16 protein-coding genes and 1 pseudogene are annotated in these 17,128 nt (G+C 70.0%); 5 read left to right on the top strand and 12 right to left on the bottom strand.

What is annotated here, in order from left to right; all coding sequences use genetic code 11:
• Positions 1-57 precede the first annotated feature (57 nt).
• Both ACIRQP_RS36585 and ACIRQP_RS36590 read right to left on the bottom strand, forming a co-directional pair.
• Entirely contained in the window at positions 58-411 is a 354-nt protein-coding gene (locus tag ACIRQP_RS36585; protein ID WP_403898458.1) for a hypothetical protein, read from the bottom strand.
• Positions 412-519: 108 nt separating this feature from the next.
• Positions 520-1,128: a TetR/AcrR family transcriptional regulator gene (locus tag ACIRQP_RS36590; RefSeq protein WP_403898461.1), complete on the bottom strand. Its 609-nt coding sequence runs from the start codon at positions 1,126-1,128 to the stop codon at positions 520-522.
• A gap of 55 nt (positions 1,129-1,183) precedes the next feature.
• Here ACIRQP_RS36590 and ACIRQP_RS36595 point away from each other — a divergent pair, with 55 nt between their 5' ends.
• The gene (locus tag ACIRQP_RS36595) at positions 1,184-1,603 is read left to right on the top strand and encodes a VOC family protein (protein ID WP_403898464.1); all 420 of its coding nucleotides are present in this window, start codon (positions 1,184-1,186) and stop codon (positions 1,601-1,603) included.
• A gap of 172 nt (positions 1,604-1,775) precedes the next feature.
• Here the strand turns inward: ACIRQP_RS36595 and ACIRQP_RS36600 are convergent, their stop codons facing one another.
• A complete protein-coding gene (locus ACIRQP_RS36600; protein WP_403898467.1) occupies positions 1,776-2,414 on the bottom strand; it encodes a TetR/AcrR family transcriptional regulator in 639 nt (212 codons plus the stop codon).
• A gap of 91 nt (positions 2,415-2,505) precedes the next feature.
• Here ACIRQP_RS36600 and ACIRQP_RS36605 point away from each other — a divergent pair, with 91 nt between their 5' ends.
• Both ACIRQP_RS36605 and ACIRQP_RS36610 read left to right on the top strand, forming a co-directional pair.
• A complete protein-coding gene (locus ACIRQP_RS36605; protein WP_403898470.1) occupies positions 2,506-3,471 on the top strand; it encodes a quinone oxidoreductase family protein in 966 nt (321 codons plus the stop codon).
• A gap of 519 nt (positions 3,472-3,990) precedes the next feature.
• Entirely contained in the window at positions 3,991-4,749 is a 759-nt protein-coding gene (locus ACIRQP_RS36610; protein WP_403898473.1) for a nucleoside/nucleotide kinase family protein, read from the top strand.
• Between the two features lie 108 nt (positions 4,750-4,857).
• Here the strand turns inward: ACIRQP_RS36610 and ACIRQP_RS36615 are convergent, their stop codons facing one another.
• The 3 genes from ACIRQP_RS36615 to ACIRQP_RS36625 all read right to left on the bottom strand — a co-directional run bounded on the left by ACIRQP_RS36615 (position 4,858) and on the right by ACIRQP_RS36625 (position 9,649).
• Positions 4,858-5,781, bottom strand: a complete 924-nt coding sequence (locus ACIRQP_RS36615) for an alpha/beta hydrolase (protein WP_403898475.1) — start codon at positions 5,779-5,781, stop codon at positions 4,858-4,860.
• Positions 5,782-6,092: 311 nt separating this feature from the next.
• Positions 6,093-7,421, bottom strand: coding sequence for a class I SAM-dependent RNA methyltransferase (locus ACIRQP_RS36620; RefSeq protein ID WP_403898478.1), 1,329 nt, complete (start codon positions 7,419-7,421; stop codon positions 6,093-6,095).
• 167 nt (positions 7,422-7,588) lie between these two features.
• The gene (locus tag ACIRQP_RS36625) at positions 7,589-9,649 is read right to left on the bottom strand and encodes an APC family permease (protein ID WP_403898480.1); all 2,061 of its coding nucleotides are present in this window, start codon (positions 9,647-9,649) and stop codon (positions 7,589-7,591) included.
• A gap of 480 nt (positions 9,650-10,129) precedes the next feature.
• On the opposite strand from ACIRQP_RS36625, the gene ACIRQP_RS36630 reads away from it, so the two are divergent.
• Positions 10,130-10,798, top strand: coding sequence for a potassium channel family protein (locus tag ACIRQP_RS36630; protein WP_403898483.1), 669 nt, complete (start codon positions 10,130-10,132; stop codon positions 10,796-10,798).
• Positions 10,798-11,475, top strand: coding sequence for a potassium channel family protein (locus ACIRQP_RS36635; RefSeq protein WP_403898486.1), 678 nt, complete (start codon positions 10,798-10,800; stop codon positions 11,473-11,475). Before ACIRQP_RS36630 ends, ACIRQP_RS36635 begins: the two co-directional genes overlap by 1 nt.
• 127 nt (positions 11,476-11,602) lie before the next feature.
• On the opposite strand, the gene ACIRQP_RS36640 is transcribed toward ACIRQP_RS36635, so the two are convergent.
• The 6 genes and pseudogenes from ACIRQP_RS36640 to ACIRQP_RS36665 form a co-directional block, all read right to left on the bottom strand.
• Positions 11,603-12,415, bottom strand: a complete 813-nt coding sequence (locus tag ACIRQP_RS36640) for a DUF3159 domain-containing protein (RefSeq protein WP_403898489.1) — start codon at positions 12,413-12,415, stop codon at positions 11,603-11,605.
• A 3-nt stretch (positions 12,416-12,418) separates the two neighbouring features.
• Positions 12,419-12,805, bottom strand: a complete 387-nt coding sequence (locus ACIRQP_RS36645) for an OB-fold nucleic acid binding domain-containing protein (RefSeq protein WP_382883779.1) — start codon at positions 12,803-12,805, stop codon at positions 12,419-12,421.
• Positions 12,806-12,838: 33 nt separating this feature from the next.
• Positions 12,839-13,528, bottom strand: a complete 690-nt coding sequence (locus ACIRQP_RS36650) for a response regulator (protein WP_403898492.1) — start codon at positions 13,526-13,528, stop codon at positions 12,839-12,841.
• Positions 13,529-13,554: 26 nt separating this feature from the next.
• A complete protein-coding gene (locus ACIRQP_RS36655) occupies positions 13,555-16,098 on the bottom strand; it encodes a DUF4118 domain-containing protein (RefSeq protein WP_403898494.1) in 2,544 nt (847 codons plus the stop codon).
• Positions 16,099-16,223: 125 nt separating this feature from the next.
• The gene (locus ACIRQP_RS36660) at positions 16,224-16,886 is read right to left on the bottom strand and encodes a potassium-transporting ATPase subunit C (RefSeq protein ID WP_403898502.1); all 663 of its coding nucleotides are present in this window, start codon (positions 16,884-16,886) and stop codon (positions 16,224-16,226) included.
• A gap of 14 nt (positions 16,887-16,900) precedes the next feature.
• A pseudogene (locus ACIRQP_RS36665) lies at positions 16,901-17,128 on the bottom strand (potassium-transporting ATPase subunit B); the annotation flags it as partial.

Consider the following 17,128-nt stretch of genomic DNA (forward strand, 5'->3'; position numbering starts at 1 on the left):
GACTGCCGTCGCCCCTACTTGAGTGCCGTCGGCTCGACTTGAGTGCCGTCGGCCCGATCAGCCTCGCTGCCGCCACCGGCGTACCAGGCGGCGCAGGCGCACTCTTTCTCGACGGGGGCGCGACACGGACGGCCGTCGGCCCCTCTCCCGCACCCCGCTCGCTTCGTGGCCGTTCCGCGGCCAGTGACCGTCCGGCGACAGCACAGGGGACTGGCGCTCCGCCTGTGCCTTGATCTCCCAGTGGGACTCGTGAGCGGTCACGCGATACGCCTCCTCCCACGAGGCCAGCGCCGCGGCGACCGCCACGCCCGCTGTGCCCCGGCGTCGAACGTGGCATGCCAGCCACACGAGAGCGGCAAGGACCGCGGCCAGGCCTCCGAAGATCACCAGCAGCGGCAGGACATTCCCCATGGCGCCGAGGCTACGTGCCCCCGCGACTCGGTGTCACTCTTCTCCGCGAGCACGTACCGAATCCCGTGCCGGCCCCACCGAACCCGTCACGAACGCGTCACGAGCGCCTCAGCCGTCACGCTTTCCCGCGATCGCCCGTGCTGTACGGGCGGCCTTCTCCTCCGCGTCGGCGAGGGCTCCGCTTCCCATGCCGAACAGACCTTGGCGCAGGAACACGGCCAGGCCGTGCGCGGCAGCGGCGACCCGGAGCAGCAGGTCGAACGCGTCGTCCGCGTCCGCGGCCAGCCGGCGCGTCACCGGCAGCAGGAGGCCGGCCACCTCGTCGCCCGCCGAGGCCAGTTCGGCGAATCTGGACTTGTCGAGGCCCGCGTTGAAGGTGATGTCGAACAGGGCGGTTTCCTCGGCGGCGAAACGGACGTAGGCGGACGCGAAGGACGCCAGCTGTTCGACAGGGTCCTCGCTGCCGCTCACGGCCGCGGCGAAGCGGTCCCGTTGCTCGCGATACCCCTGCGTGGCGAGGTCCGCCAGCAGCGTCTCCCGGTCGGCGAAGTGCTTGTACGGAGCCGCGACGCTCACTCCTGCCCGGCGGCTTGCCTCGGCCAGGGTGAAGCCGTGCGGGCCTCGTTCACCGACCAGTTCGAGGGCCGCCCGCAGCAGGGCGTTGCGCAGGTCTCCGTGGTGGTGGCCGGTGGGACGCCGCTTGACGGGAGCGCTCATGCCCGTAAGGTTAACATCACTTACCAGGTGAAAGGCATTAACCATGGGAGTTGCCATGACCACTGCTCGTTTCCACCACATCAGCCTCTCGGTCGCCGACCTCGCCGCGCAGGAAGCCTGGTACGCCGACGCCTTCGGGCTCACGCAGGTGGAGGAGCGCCTGGAGATGCCCGAAGCGGGAGTCCGTACCGTCGTCCTGAGCGATACGGCGGGCCTGCGCGTGGAGTTCGTCGAGCGACCCGGCTCACGCCCGGCCGCGCACACCGACCCCTTCACCGCCACCGCCGTGCAGACCTTCACCCACCTCGCGCTTCAAGTCCCGGATCTCGACGGCGCGTTCGCGCGCCTGACGCGTGACTGCGACGCCGTCCCGGTGTCGTCCCCGGCGCCCGGCATCAGCGAAGGCATGCGGTACGCGTACGTGGCCGACCCGGAAGGCAATCTCCTGGAGTTGATCGAAACGGCACGGGACTGACCGGTTCGGGCAACGAGACCGACGTCGTCGACCGCCCCTCCGGCACGCCGCACGGGGTGGCCCGCTACGCCGTCGACCCGGAGGGCGCGCGACGCCTGTGGGACCAACCCGTCGCCGTACCGTCCCTGCGGTCCATCACACGGGCCCAGCAAACATCCGGATGTGGGGCACGTCACTTTTTGGACCGCCGCGGCGGTAGGGCTGCGGCCCGCAGCAGGGTCAACGATGTGTCGAGTGCCGCCTCCAGGTGGGCGATGCCGCCGGTGGACATCAGGATGGTCACCCCGCCCTGCACCGCCGCGACCAGCGCCGCTGCCGTACGGTCGGCGTCCAGGTGCCGGTCGATGTCGCCGTTGTCCTGCATCTGCCGGATGCCGACGCGGAGGGCCGTCTGCCACTGGCCGATCAGCCGGCTCGTGAGCGCCTGTGCGGCGGGGGTGGCACGGCCGAGCTCGGTGATCAGCACCCCGAGCGGGCAGTTGACGCCCTGCTGCTCATAGCGCCGTACGACCGCGTCGCGCCAGTCCTGCCAGGCCGACCAGGTGCCCAGGTTGCTGAGGTGGGGTTCCTGGTCCTCAAGGACACGGTCGGCCTCGCGGGCGGCCACCGCGAGGAGCAGCTCCTCCTTCCCGCCCGGGAAGTAGTGGAAGATCTGGCTCTTGCTGGTCGCGGTGCGGGCGCGGATGTCGTCGAGGGTGGTGCCCGCGGCGCCCCGCTCACGGATCTCCTCAGCCGCGCCTTCCACGATGCGCCGCCGGGTCTCCATGCCCTTGCGGGTCAGTCCCGGCGTGGTGGCTCTGCCGGTGGTCATGGGCGCCTCCTCCAAGCGTCACCGTTTGGACTTGCCGGTCCATTTTACGCGAGGCACGCTGGCCCGCAGATCCAGAAGAAAGGTGCCCGACATGCGCGCCATCGTGGTGGAAGAACTGGGCGGCCCGGAGCGGCTGCGGATCGCGGAGCGACCCTCCCCCGAGCCCGGACCGGGGGAGATCCTCGTGGACATCGCGGCGGCCGGGGTGAATTTCATGGACACCGGAGCGCGCCGGCTCGGCGCTTCCACCGGTGAACTCCCCTTCGTGCCCGGGGTGGAGGGCGCCGGCCGAGTGAGCGCGCTGGGCGAGGCCGTGACCGGTTTCGCCGTCGGCGACCGAGTCGCCTGGGTGTACGCCTGGGGCTCGTACGCCGGGCAGATCGTGCTGCCCGTGGACAGCGCGGTACCGGTGCCCGACGACATCACCGACGAGGCGGCGGCGAGCCTCATGATGCAGGGCATCACCGCCCACCACTTCGTCACCGAGGCCGCCGACGTCCGGCCCGGCCAGGTCGCCGTCGTGCACGCCGCGGCCGGTGGGCTCGGCCAGAAGCTGACCCGGCTCATCAAGGCCCGGGGCGGCACGGTCATCGGCATCGTGTCCGGCGAACAGAAGGCCGAGACCGCCCGCCGCGCCGGCGCCGATCACGTCGTACTGTCCACCGGCGCGGCGTTCGTCGAGCCGGTGCTCGACCTGACCGACCGGGAGGGCGTCCACGTCGTCTTCGACGGTGGCGGCGAGACCACGTTCCGCGCCTCCACGAACGTACTGCGCCGGCACGGGCTGCTGCTCTACTACGGGGCGGTCATCGGCGCGGCCCCCGTGGTGAACATGCGGGACCTGCCGCGCAGCATCAAGGTGTCCTATCCGGTCTTCCGCGACCACATCCCCACCCGTGAGGCGCTGCTGCGCCACAGCACCGACCTCTTCGACCTGGTGCGGCGCGGCGTCCTCGATCCCGGCATAGGCCGCCGCTACCCGCTGAAGGACGCCGAACAGGCCCACCGAGACATCGAGTCCCGCACCACCACCGGCAAACTCCTGCTGATCCCATGAACCCTGGTCCATGAGCCCGCCCCCGGCTTCCTGGAGGTCGAGTCGCACGCCGCTCCGCCGCCCGGCGGCGGGCCCGGCACCGCCTGGAACTGGCGTTCGGGCTCGTCGTGGGAGTCGGCGATCGGACCAAGGCTTGCTGAGCGCTTGACCGAGGTCTAGCGTGACGGACGTACCAGACACCGCTTCCTGCGCCGGAGGACATTTCGAGGCCGACGAAGGATCGTGGGCTGCCACGATCGGTCATCACCCGACTGGTTGTGTCTCCGCGCGCGCCGGAACGGCCACTGTCTCCTCGTACCGCTCGTACCCCTCCGCGTTCGTTCATCACCGCACCGGGCCACCTCGCGCATGACCGTCTGAGAGTCGTCACATGAAAGCCGCCACCGTCGCCCAACCCTGGAGTGCCGAGGCCGGCGACGGGCCGGAGCCCACCCCCGGCCCCGGGACGTGGTCACCGCAATCGCCGTCGGCGGCATCCGGGAGAGTCGCGGTCGGTGATCGAACGGACCGGTGGTCACGGTGACGCACCCTCACCACCTCGACTCGCTCGGGCAGGGCACCTGCGATGCCCCGGCGGAGACGGCCTTCTCCGCACTGCGCGACCGAGCCCGCGCTCTCGCGGAATCCGGGCGGCGGGCGATTCTGGGGATCGTCGGGGCACCCGGTTCCGGAAAGTCGACCCTGGCGTTCCACTTGGCCGCCGCGCTCGGCCCGGACACCGCCGTTGTAGTGCCCATGGACGGCTTCCACCTTGCCAACGGTGAACTGAACAGGCTGGGCCGTCGCCAGCGGAAAGGCGCACCGGACACCTTCGACGCCGCAGGCTACGCGGCGCTTCTGCGCCGGCTGCGCGACCAGACGGAGAACTGCGTGTACGCCCCTCGGTTCCACCGCGAGTTCGAGGAAGCCATCGCGGGCGCCATCCCGGTCCCGGCCGGGGTGCCCCTGGTCATCACCGAGGGCAACTACCTGCTGCTCGACGACGGCCCTTGGGCGGGCGTCAAAGCGCTCCTCGATGAAGCGTGGTACGTCGCCACCGATGAGGCGACCCGGCTGAACCAGCTCATCCAACGGCACGTGGCCTATGGGAAACCCCTCGCGGAGGCCCGCGCGTGGTCTCTCGGCAGCGACCAGCGCAACGCCGATCTGGTCGCCGCCACCCCGCACCGAGCCGACCTGGTGTTCTCCCCGCCGCTTCTTGACCGGATACCGATCGACCAGGTGCCGAACCGCACCGACCCCGACTCCTCCGCCGGGCACCATCCCCTGAACGAGTAAGTCCGCGGTCCCGTCCGCCCGGGACGTATCACCAACCCGACGATCCTCCGGAAGGCGATCAGCGGCGGCGACCCGCCCGCTGCCGTACGTATGCCATACGCCGGACCACTACCGGGTCTTGGCCAGCTGGGTCCGGAAGAAGTCGGTCAGCTTGGTGACGGCGGGGCCGACGTAGGGCTCCTTGTCGTAGAGGTCGACGTGGCTGGCGCCATCCACCCAGTGCAGTTCCTTGGGACCGCGTGCGTTCTGGAAGGCTTCGACGCTCATCCAGGAGGTGACGGCCTCGCGGCCGACGATGAGCAGCAGGGGGCGCGGGGCGATCAGGCCGACGAAACGGAACCCGTCGAAGAAGGCCATGCGGTCGACGCTGGACCAGGTGAAGGACCTCGCCGAGCGCGGGTGCTGGGCGCGGGGCGTGCAGTAGTACTCGAAGCCCTCCGCGCCGTGCCCGCCGCCCGCGGCCTCGGCCTCCGCGGAGGTGTTGGGGAAGAGCGGGAAGACCGGGACGCCCTCACCGCGGGCCTCGGCAGTGCGGGCAGCCGCGGCCGCGTCGAGCATGGTCCGGAAAACGGCCGGGTCCTGGGCACCGTCGGCGCCGTCGCGGAACTGGCGGGCGATGTCGACGGCGGAGACGGCGCCAACGGCCTTGATGCGGTGATCGGACGCGGTCGCGGTCAGGGCGTATCCGCCGGAGGCGCAGATGCCCAGTGCCCCGATCCGGTCGGAGTCGACCTCGTCGCGGGTGGTGAGGAAGGAGACCGCGGCTTTGATGTCTTCGACCCGGTGGGCCGGGTCCTCCAGGCCACGCGGCTCGCCCTCGCTCTCCCCCTGGTAAGCGGCGTCGAAGGCGAGGGTGACGAAACCCTGGTCGGCCAGGCGCCGCGCGTAAAGGCCGGCGGTCTGTTCCTTCGCGCCGCTGCCGGGGTGGCTGACGACGATCGCCGGGCGCGGCGCCCCAGCCTCGCCATCCGGTGTGTACAGGTGTCCGGCGATCTTGATACCGGCGCTGGGGAAGCTGACGTTGGTCCGCACGGTGGTGCTCCAGTCGCGAAAAAAGAGGGAGCGGGCTCGCGGTGGGGCGGGCTCCGGTGGCCGCCCTGCTCGCGGCCACACAGCAACGATGAAGTCGGCGGTTCCGAGGTACCAGGGAGAGCGTTGCCTACGGAAGCCATTACCAGGCTCGTCGCTGGTTCGCGCCGGCCCCCGGAGTCGAGGGACACCGAGACGGCGGTCCCGGACGGCGACGAGTCGGACGGTCCCCCGCGTTGCCCTCGATCCGCTCGCCGACACCCCACGCCCGCCCGGACGAACCACCCCGCCCGCACACCACCCGAACCCGCAGGTCAGGCGCCCTTTTCAGCAGGCTCAAGGATCGCGACGCACTCCACATGGTGCGTCATCGGAAAGAGGTCGAAAGCCCGCAGCGTGCGCGGGCGGTAGCCGCCCTCTCGGAAGTACGCCACGTCGCGGGCGAGCGCGGCCGGGTCGCAGGCGACGTAGGCGATGCGGCGGGCGCCGAGGCCCGAGAGGTGCTTGACCGTCTGCTTGCCCGCGCCCGCGCGGGGCGGGTCCAGGACGATGAGGTCCGTCTCGGTGATCCTGGTGCGCGGCAGTACCTGGTCGACCTTGCCCTGTTCGATCCTGACCCGGGGCATGTCCTGGAGGTTGTGCCTGGCATCCTCGACCGCGCGCTTGCCGGATTCGATGCCCAGCACCGCGCCGGTCTCTCCGACGCGCTCCGCGATCGCCCCGGCGAACAGGCCCACTCCGCAGTACAGATCGAGCGCGGTCTCGCCCTTCCTCGGCATCAGGCCCTGCATCACGGCCTCCACCAGCAGCTGCGGAGCCTGCGGGTGCACCTGCCAGAAGCCGCCCATGCCGACGCGGTACGTACGGCCGTCGGCGCGTTCGCGGACGAAGGCGCGGCCGTGGACGCGGTGCACTCCCCCGTCGCGCTCGTCCACCCGCAGCACGGACACCGGCTTGTCCAGCTCCACCAGCGGCAGCCGGCCGCCCTCGCGCGGGGTGAGGATCACCTGACGGTCGCCCGAGCCCGACGCGGCGATCGCCTCGACCGTGGCGATCTGCGGCCACTCGCGTCGCTCGACGCCCAGCTCGCTGACGCCTTCCGTGGCGATCATGCAGTGCTCGACCGGCTCGACCTCGTGCGAGCGGTGCTTGCGCAGCCCCGCGTGTCCGTCCTCGTCGACCGCGTACTGCACGCGCGAGCGCCAGGCCGGCACCTCGCCCGCGGGCAGCTTGTCGCCGGGGGCGGGCATGACCGTACCGTCCCAGCCCGCCTCCTCCGGAGTGAGGCCCGCGAGCCGCTGGAGCTGTTCGGCGATGACCTCGCCCTTGAAGCGCCGCTGCGCGCCCGGCTTGGCGTGCTGCCAGTCGCAGCCGCCGCACCTGCCGGGGCCCGCGTTCGGGCACGGGGCCTCGACCCGGTCCTTCGACGGCTCGATGATCTTCACCGCGTCGGCGCGGAGATAGCGGGAGTCCTCGTCGCCCTCCGTCACGCGCGCGACGATCTTCTCGCCGGGCAGGGCGTGCCGTACGAAAAGCACACGGCCCCCGGCGGTACGGGCGACGCAGTGGCCGCCATGGGCGACGGGGCCCACCTCGACCTCGTACTCCTCCCCGATCAGCGAAGCCTGCGGTTCTGTTGACATGGGGGGTGGCTCCAAAAGATCAGAGGTGAGGGAGACAGAAGATCACATGCGGGGGACGGGGAGGCATGGACGGCAGCCCACCGGACAGCGCATCGGACAGCCCACCAGTCTACGTGCGCGTCACCCACCCGGCCGCCACCAGCCGACGCCTCCCCCCTCCAGCCTGCTCAGTCCTTCCGCTCCGGCTCCTTCGGCCGCGAGTCCAGCCGCGAGTCCACGGGACCGCGCCTGACCGCGCCCGGCACCACATACGCGGGGCGCCGCTTCGCCCGCTGCTTCGCCAGCTCCGAGGACTCCAGCTGGTACGGCACCGACGTCACCATCACCCCCGGGGTGAAGAGCAGCCGCCCCTTGAGCCGCAGGGCGCTCTGGTTGTGCAGCAGATGCTCGTACCAGCGGCCGACCACATACTCCGGGATGTAGACGCTGACCGCGTCGCGCGGATTCTCCGAGCGCAGACCGCGTACGTACTCGATCACCGGCCGGGTGATCTCGCGGTACGGGGAGTCAAGGATCTTCAGCGGTACGTTGATGCCGCGCCGCTCCCACTCCTCCCTGAGCTGCTTCGTCTCCGCCGCGTCGACATTGATGCTGAGCGCCTCCAGGGTGTCCGAGCGCATCAGTTTGGCGTATCCGAGGGCGCGCAGCGTGGGCTTGTGGACCTTGGAGACCAGGACGATCGAGTGCACCCGGGACGGCCGGACGCTGTCGTCGGACGGTCCTTCGGCGGCGGCGATCTCCGCGGAGACCCGGTCGTAGTGCTTACGGATCGCGGTCATCGTCCCGTAGAAGATCACCATGCCGAGCAGCGCGACCCAGGCGCCATGGGTGAACTTGGTCGCCAGTACGACGACCAGCACGAGCCCGGTGAAGAAGGCACCGAAGGTGTTGATCGCCCGGGACCGGATCATATGGCGGCGCTTGGCCGGGTCCCGCTCGGTCCGCAGATGGCGGTTCCAGTGCCGGACCATGCCGGTCTGGCTGAGCGTGAAGGAGACGAAGACACCGACGATGTAGAGCTGGATCAGCCGGGTGGAGTCCGCCCCGTAGAGGCCGACGAGCAGCGCGGCGGCCCCGGCCAGCACGACGATGCCGTTGGAGAAGGCCAGCCGGTCGCCGCGGGTGTGCAGCTGGCGCGGCAGATAGCGGTCCTGGGCGAGGATCGAGCCGAGCAGCGGGAAACCGTTGTACGCGGTGTTGGCGGCCAGGAAGAGGACCAGCGCGGTGGCCGCGGCGAGCAGGACGAACAGGAACGTGCCGCTGCCGAAGACGGCGGCGGCGACCTGGGAGATCACCGGGTTCTGGACATAACCGGAGCCGACCGGGACGCCGTCGCGGAGCAGATCCGTGCCGGGCGACTCCGCCATCTTCACATCGGTGGCCATCGCCAGGCCGATGATGCCGCAGAACATCGTCACGGCCAGGCCGCCCATCAGGGCGAGGGTCGTCGCCGCGTTCTTGCTCTTCGGCTTGCGGAAGGCCGGGACCCCGTTACTGATCGCCTCGACGCCGGTCAGCGCGGCGCAGCCGGAGGAGAAGGCCCGCAGCAGCAGGAAGACCAGCGCGAAGCCGGCCAGGCCCTGGTGCTCGGGCTTGATCTCGAGGCCGGACGTCGGGGCGCTCATGGTCTCGCCGAGTACGAGTCCGCGGAAGGCTCCCCAGACGATCATGAGGAACACCCCGCCGACGAAGACATACGTCGGGATGGCGAAGAGCTTCCCGGACTCCCGTACGCCCCGCAGATTCATCAGTGTGAGCAGCACGATTATCCCAATGGCGCACAGGACCTTGTTCTCCACCACGAAGGGGATCGCGGACCCGAGGTTCTCCACGCCGGAGGAGATCGACACCGCCACGGTCAGCACGTAGTCGACGAGGAGCGCGCTGGCGACGGTGAGCCCGGCCTTGGGGCCGAGGTTGGTGTTCGCGACCTCGTAGTCGCCGCCGCCGCTCGGATAGGCGTGCACGTTCTGCCGGTACGACGCGACGACCGTGAACATCAGGACCACGACGGCCACCGCGATCCACGGGCTGAACTGGTACGCCGACACCCCCGCGATGGACAGGACGAGGAGGACCTCTCCCGGCGCGTACGCCACCGAGGACAGCGGGTCGGAGGCGAACACGGGCAGGGCGATGCGCTTGGGGAGGAGGGTCTCTCCAAGCCTGTCGCTACGCAGCGCCCGTCCGATCAGGAGGCGTTTGGGCACGTCGGTCAGTTTGGACACGCAAGGGATCGTATGCGTTCGAACAACATCACGTGAGGGCACCACCCCCACCTGCGGTCCGGCACGCCGAGGGGCCTCTTCGGACAGGCCCTGAGCGTCACCCGGTGAGGGTCGGCGTGCGCCGTGCGGTCGCCCGCGAGCCGTTCCCCGCGCAGAGATCGATACGTGCGGGTTCCACGAGGAAACAGCCCGCCGGGTCGTCCGTCCAGAGCCCCAGGTCCTCCGCGCCGTCCTGAGCCGCTCTGCCCCGAGCCGGGGCACACGCCTGATCTCCCGTTCCTGGTTGCCGATACGGTGGGCCTGAGCGCGGACGAGGGCGACATCCCCGGCACCGCTCGGGTCCATGACCGGCAGCCAGTCGCGCATGGTGCCCCGCGGGCCCCCAAGTGCCCGCAACGTGTTGCCCGGCGAGCCGAGAGAGAGATATGAGCAGGATGTATTCGCAGTTCAGGTGGGGTATGAGGAGTGCGGGGTAGGGCCGTGCATATTGTCATCATGGGCTGTGGCCGGGTGGGTGCCGCACTCGCGCAGAACCTGGAGCAGCAGGGGCACACCGTCGCCGTCATCGACCAGGACCCCACCGCGTTCCGGCGGCTCGGCTCCGGTTTCGGCGGCCGTCGCGTCAGCGGCGTCGGGTTCGACCAGGACACCCTGCGGGAAGCGGGGATCGAGGACGCCGGCGCCTTCGCCGCGGTGAGCAGCGGCGACAACTCCAACATCATCGCCGCCCGGGTGGCGCGCGAGATGTTCGGCATCGAGAACGTGGCCGCCCGTATCTACGACCCGAAGCGCGCCGAGGTCTACCAGCGGCTGGGCATCCCGACCGTGGCCACGGTCCGCTGGACCGCCGACCAGATGATGCGCCGGCTGCTGCCGTCCGGCGCGAAACCGCTGTGGCGCGATCCGAGCGGCGGCGTTCAACTCGCCGAGGTGCACACCGCGGAGAGCTGGATCGGCCACAAGATCAGCACGCTCCAGGAGGAGACGGGCGTCCGTGTCGCGTTTCTGACCCGGCTGGGCGAGGCGATGCTGCCGACATCCCAGACCGTGCTACAGGAGGGCGATCTCGTCCACGTGATGATGCGTACGGACGACATCGAGAAGGTCGAGGCGGCATTCGCCGAGGGCCCCGAAGGAGGCGGGAACTGATGCGCGTCGCGATTGCCGGGGCAGGGGCGGTGGGCCGTTCCATCGCGGGTGAGCTGCTGGAGAACGGACACGAGATCCTGCTGATCGACAAGGCACCGACCGCCATCTCGGTGGAGCGGGTGCCGCTGGCGGAATGGCTGCTGGCCGACGCCTGTGAGATCACCTCGCTGGACGAGGCGGCGCTCCAGCGCTGCCATGTCGTGATCGCCGCGACCGGTGACGACAAGGTCAATCTGGTTGTCTCGCTGCTCGCCAAGACCGAGTACGGCGTCCCCAGAGTGGTGGCCCGGGTCAACAACCCCAAGAACGAGTGGCTCTTCAACGAATCCTGGGGTGTGGACGTCGCGGTCTCGACGCCGCGTCTGATGTCGGCGCTGGTCGAGGAGGCGGTGAGCGTCGGCGATCTCGTACGGCTGCTGCGCTTCAGCCACGGCGACGCGAACCTGGTCGAGCTGACGCTGCCGCCCGAGTCGGCCGTGACCGGTACGCAGGTCGGCGATGTGACCTGGCCCGAGGACACCTCGCTGGTCACGATCATCCGCGGGACGCGCGTCCTCACCCCGAACCCGGAGGAGACGCTGGAGGCGGGCGACGAACTGCTGTTCGTGGCCGCCCAGGCCCGCGAGGAGCAGTTGGAGGATCTGCTGTCGGTACGCCGCGAGGACGCGGCCGGCTGACGCCCCGGCGCCGGACGGGCCGGTCGCGCCGGACGGGCTACATCCCGCCCGTCCGGCGCCCCGAGGACGGCCCGCTGTCCTGGAAACGGTCCGCTCGACCACGGCCGCCCATCGGCATCGCGGCCGCCTATCGGCGGTGTCGTGGCCCGGACCCGTCCCCGGCCGTCGCGGCGACGGCGGCCGCGCGCTCCTTCTCGGCCCGCTCCTCCGCCTCCATCTCGGCGAACACGTCGATCGGCGGCGGCGCCTTCGCCAGGAAGACCCAGGTCAGATAGACCGCCAGCAGGAACGGCGGGATCTTGAGCGCAATCAGGATCCAGCCGAGCTGAGTGGTGTCCGCCCACCAGTAGAGCGGGAAGAGGATCGCGCACTTGGCGAGCAGGATCAGCCCCCAGGCCCAGCTGGCCTTGGCGTACGCCTTCTTACGGCCCGGGTTGCGCGTGCGCCAGGAGAGGTTCTCCTTGAAGATCGGGCCGAGGATCAGCCCGATCAGCGGCACGCCCGCGAGCGTGGTGACGATGTACGCGACCGCCAGCCCCAGCGTGTAGAGCATGCCCGGCAGATAGAAGTCCTTGGCGTCGCCGGTCATCATCGCGAAGACCACACCGAACGCGACACCGAAGACCCCGCTGAAGGCGTGCTTGACGGTGTCCCGGCGGATCAGCCGGACCGCGACGAGCAGCAGCGAGACGACCAGCGCGGCGATCGCCGACGCGTGCAGGTCCTTGTTGACCGTGAAGATCGTGACGAAGAGCAGGCCGGGGAGGACCGTCTCCACCATGCCGCGCAGTCCGCCGAAGGCCTCGAAAAGAGCCGCCTCGGTGACGGCTTTCGCATCGCCGTCCGGAGCGTCCGGGGTGTCGGACGAAGAGGTGGCGGGTGAGGCGGATGAAGTGGCGGGGGAAGCGTTCGAGGCGGCGGGCTTGTCGGGTGACGTCACCGGCTACTCCTGTCCGAGTGGTCGGAGTTCGTATTTGGGATTGAACAGCACTCGCCGACCGTGACTCAGGGAGATCCGGCCGGAGGCGATCAGCTTGCGGCCCGGCTCTATGCCCACGATCGAGCGCCGGCCCAGCCAGACAACGTCCAGTGGCGCGGTGCCGTCGAACAGCTCCGCCTCCAGCGCGGGCACTCCGGCCCGTGGACGCAAGGTGACCGTCCGCAACGTACCAGTCACCCGAACGATCTGGCGGTCGTTGCAGTCGGAGATCCGCGTACAGCCCGATGCCTGCGCGTCCTCCCGCAACTCTTCGGACTCCAGATCCTCCTGGGAGCTGGAGAGCCGGTCGAGCATCCTTCGGAAGCGGCCGGTCGGCTTCTCAGCACTCATGCCCAAAGCGTACCGGGGTATGGGCGCGCCGGATCAACGCTCGAACCGATAGCCCATGCCCGGTTCGGTGACGAAGTGCCTGGGATGCGACGGATCCGCCTCCAGCTTGCGGCGCAGCTGGGCCATATAGACCCGCAGATAGTTGGTCTCGGTGCCGTACGACGGGCCCCAGACCTCCTGGAGGAGCTGCTTCTGGCTGACCAGCCGGCCGGTGTTCCGTACGAGCACCTCCAGCAGATGCCACTCGGTCGGGGTGAGCCGTACGTCCCTGCCCTCGCGGTGGACCTTCTTGGCGGCCAGATCGACGGTGAACCCCTCGGTCTCCACGACCGAGACCGTCTCGTCGCCGTCGCCGCCGACCGGCTCGGCCCGCCGGACCGCGGCGCGCAGCCTGGCCAGCAGTTCGTCCATGCCGAAGGGCTTGGTGACATAGTCGTCGGCGCCCGCGTCCAGCGCCTCGACCTTCTCGTCGGAGGTGTGGCGCGCGGAGAGCACCAGGATCGGTACGCGGGTCCAGCCGCGCAGGCCCTTGATCACCTCGACGCCGTCCATGTCCGGGAGGCCGAGGTCGAGTACGACGACATCGGGGTGGCGGGCGGCGGCAAGTTCCAGCGCGCTCGCGCCGTCGGAAGCCGCCTCCACCTCGTACTTGCGCGCCTTCAGGTTGATCACCAGCGCGCGTACGATCTGCGGCTCGTCGTCGACCACGAGCACCCGGGTCATAGGGAACTGCCTTTCTGCCGGCCCGGTCATGTGAGGGACCGGGCGGGTGGTTCGGGACGTACCGGCTCGCGTCCGGACGCCGCTGAGAGGGTGAGGACCATGGTCAGACCGCCGCCGGGGGTGTCCTCGGCTGCCAGCGTGCCACCCATCGCGTCCACGAAGCCACGGGCGACCGCCAGTCCGAGGCCGACTCCCGCCCCGCGCGGCGCGTCGCCGTGGCGCTGGAAGGGTTCGAAGATCCGGTCCTTGGCATCGTCGGGGACACCCGGGCCCCGGTCCACGACCCGTACCTCGACCCGCGCGCCCAGCACGCTGGCCGCGACGGTGACGAGCCGTCCCTCGGGGCTGTACTTGACGGCGTTCTCGACGATATTGGCGACCGCGCGCTCCAGCAGACCGGGGTCGACGTTCACCATGGGCAGCGATTCGGGGATGTCCAGCTCAACGCTGTTCTCCGGTACGCCGCCGAGCGCCCACGGGACCACCTCATCGAGATCGATCTCCCGCATCAGCGGGGTGACGGTGCCGGTCTGGAGCCGGGACATGTCGAGCAGATTGCCGACCAGATGGTCCAGCCGGTCGGCGCCGTGCTCGATGCCCTCGAGCAGCTCAGCCCGGTCCTCCTCGGACCATTCGACGTCGTCGGAGCGCAGCGAGGTGACCGAGGCCTTGATGCCGGCCAGCGGGGTGCGCAGATCGTGGCTGACGGCCGCGAGCAGCGCCGTACGGATGCGGTTGCCCTCGGCGAGCGCGCGGGCCTGTTCCGCCTCACCCACCAGGCGCTGCCGGTCGAGTACGACGGCGGCCTGGGCGGCGAAGGCGGCGAGCACCCGGCGGTCCTCGGCGGGCAGGACGCGACCGGTGAGCGCCAGCGCCATGTGGTCGCCGACCGGCATGTCGACATCGGCGGACTCGGGGCGGTCGACGGGGTGCGGTCCGACGCTGCCGGCACAGGTCCAGGGATCGACATCGCTCATACGTTCGAGAAGTGCGACGGACTCCATGGAGAACGTCTCACGGACCCGCTGAAGGAGCGCGTCCAGCGTGGTCTCCCCGCGCAGCACGCTGCCGGCCAGGAACGAGAGGATCTCCGACTCGGCGCGCAATCGGGCCGCCTGGTGGGTACGGCGGGCCGCCAGGTCCACCACGGAGGCCACGGACACGGCCACCGCGAAGAAGATCACGATGGCGACCAGGTTCTTGGGGTCCGCCACGGTCAGCGTGTGGGTGGGCGGCGTGAAGTAGAAGTTGAGCAGCAACGAGCCCACGGCCGCCGAGGCGAGGGCGGGCCGCAGCCCGCCGAGCAGCGCGGCCAGGACGGTCAGGAAGAGGAACAGCAGGACATCGTTGGCGAGCCCCAGGGTGTTGTTCAGCGCCGTCAGCAGCAGCGAGAGCAGTACGGGCGCGACGACCCCGGCCAGCCAGCCCCAGACGATCCGGGAGCGGCCGAGCCTGGCCCCGCGCGCCACCGGCAGCCCGCGCCCCTTGGCGGCCTCCTCGTGCGTGACGATATGGACGTCCAGGTCGGGCCCGGACTCCCGGGCCACGGTGGCGCCGACACCGGGCCCGAAGATGTACTGCCAGGTCTTGCGCCGGCTGGAACCCAGCACGATCTGGGTGGCGTTGACCCCGCGCGCGAATTCGAGCAGCGCGGAGGGGATGTCGTCGCCGATGACATGGTGGAAGGTGCCGCCCAGATCCTCGACCAGCTTGCGCTGGACCGCCAGTTCCTTCGGCGAGGCGGCGGTCAGACCGTCGCTCCTGGCTATGTAGACGGCCAGGATCTCGCTGCCGGAGCCCTTCGCGGCCATCCGGGCGGCGCGGCGGATGAGCGTACGTCCCTCCGGGCCGCCGGTGAGGCCGACGACGATGCGCTCACGGGCCTGCCACGTGGAGCGGATGTTGTGCTCGCCCCGGTACTGCTGGAGGTATTCGTCCACCCGGTCGGCGACCCAGAGCAGCGCCAGCTCACGCAGCGCCGTGAGGTTGCCGGGGCGGAAGTAGTGCGAGAGCGCCGCGTCGACCTTGTCGGGCTTGTAGACATTGCCGTGCGCCATGCGCCGCCGCAGCGCCTGGGGCGACATGTCGACCAGCTCGATCTGGTCGGCGCGCCGCACCATCTCGTCGGGGACGGTCTCCTGCTGCCGCACACCCGTTATCGACTCGACGACATCGCCGAGTGACTCCAGGTGCTGGATATTGACCGAGGACACGACCTCGATCCCGGCCTTGAGCAGCTCCTCGACGTCCTGCCAGCGCTTGGCGTTGCGGGAGCCCGGCACATTGGTGTGCGCCAGTTCGTCGACGAGCGCGACGGCCGGGCGGCGCTCCAGCACCGCGTCGATGTCCATCTCCGTGAAGACCGTCCCGCGGTACTCCAGTTCACGCCGCCGGACCGCTTCGAGCCCGTGCAGCATCACTTCCGTACGCGGCCGGTCGTGGTGCTCCACGAACGCCACGACGCAGTCCGTGCCGCGCTCCACCCTGCGGTGCGCCTCGGAGAGCATCGCGTACGTCTTGCCGACGCCCGGTGCCGCGCCCAGATAGATCCGAAGCTTGCCGCGTCCCATGGCCCCATTGTCTTCCAGAAGAGCCACCACGTCCGACGCGCCGGCTGTGTCGAAAATACAGCCGGGGAAAACGACAAAAGGGGCGGCAACGGTCTTGTGAGTCGGTCTTGACACGATTCTGATGGTCAGCCGACCGTCTCCCGCAGCGCGACGTTGAGCGCGAGGACATTCACCCGGGGTTCCCCGATGAAACCGAGAACGCGCTGCCGGGTGTGGTTCTTGACCAGTTTCTCCACCTGCTGGACGGAGAGGTGGTTCCGCTCGGCCACCCGGTGGACCTGGAGCTGGGCGTACGCCGGTGAGATGTCGGGGTCGAGTCCGGAGCCCGAGGAGGTGACGGCGTCCGGCGGTACGGCGGAGGCCGGGACCCGGTAACCGGGGGTGGAGTTGTCCTTGACGACGGCGGCCTTGGCGTCCCTGACCCACTTGATCAGCTCCGCGTTGTCGCCCGAGCGATTGGTGGCCCCGGAGAGGATCAGCTTGTACTGGGTGTTGACGCTGTTGGTGCCCAGACCGTTGGACGGGCGCGGCTGGAACCACTTCAGGTCGGGCTCCGGGGTCTCCTGGCCCGTCCTCAGCGGCAGGTCGTAGCGCTGGCCGATGAGCGAGGAGCCGACGACCTTGCCGGCCTCCTTGACCTCGGACCCGTTCGCCTGACGGGGGAAGAGGCCCTGGGTGACGCCGGTGATGACCAGCGGGTAGAGCACCCCGCACAGGACGGTGAGGACGAGGAGCGCGCGCACACCGGCCCCGAGGAGGCGCGCGGCGTTGCGTGCCGAGCCGTTCATGAATGTCATGCCGTTCACCCGATGCCCGGGATGAGGGAGAGGAGCAGGTCGATGATCTTGATGCCGATGAAGGGGGCGATCAGTCCGCCGAGGCCGTAGATCCCCAGATTCCTCCGGAGCATTCGGTCCGCGCTCATCGGCCGGTACCGCACGCCTCTGAGGGCGAGTGGTACGAGCGCGACGATGATCAGCGCGTTGAAGATGACCGCGGAGAGGATCGCGGACTCCGGCGAGGACAGCCG

The sequence above is a fragment of the Streptomyces sp. NPDC102274 genome (assembly GCF_044766385.1).
Taxonomy (GTDB): Bacteria; Actinomycetota; Actinomycetes; order Streptomycetales; family Streptomycetaceae; genus Streptomyces.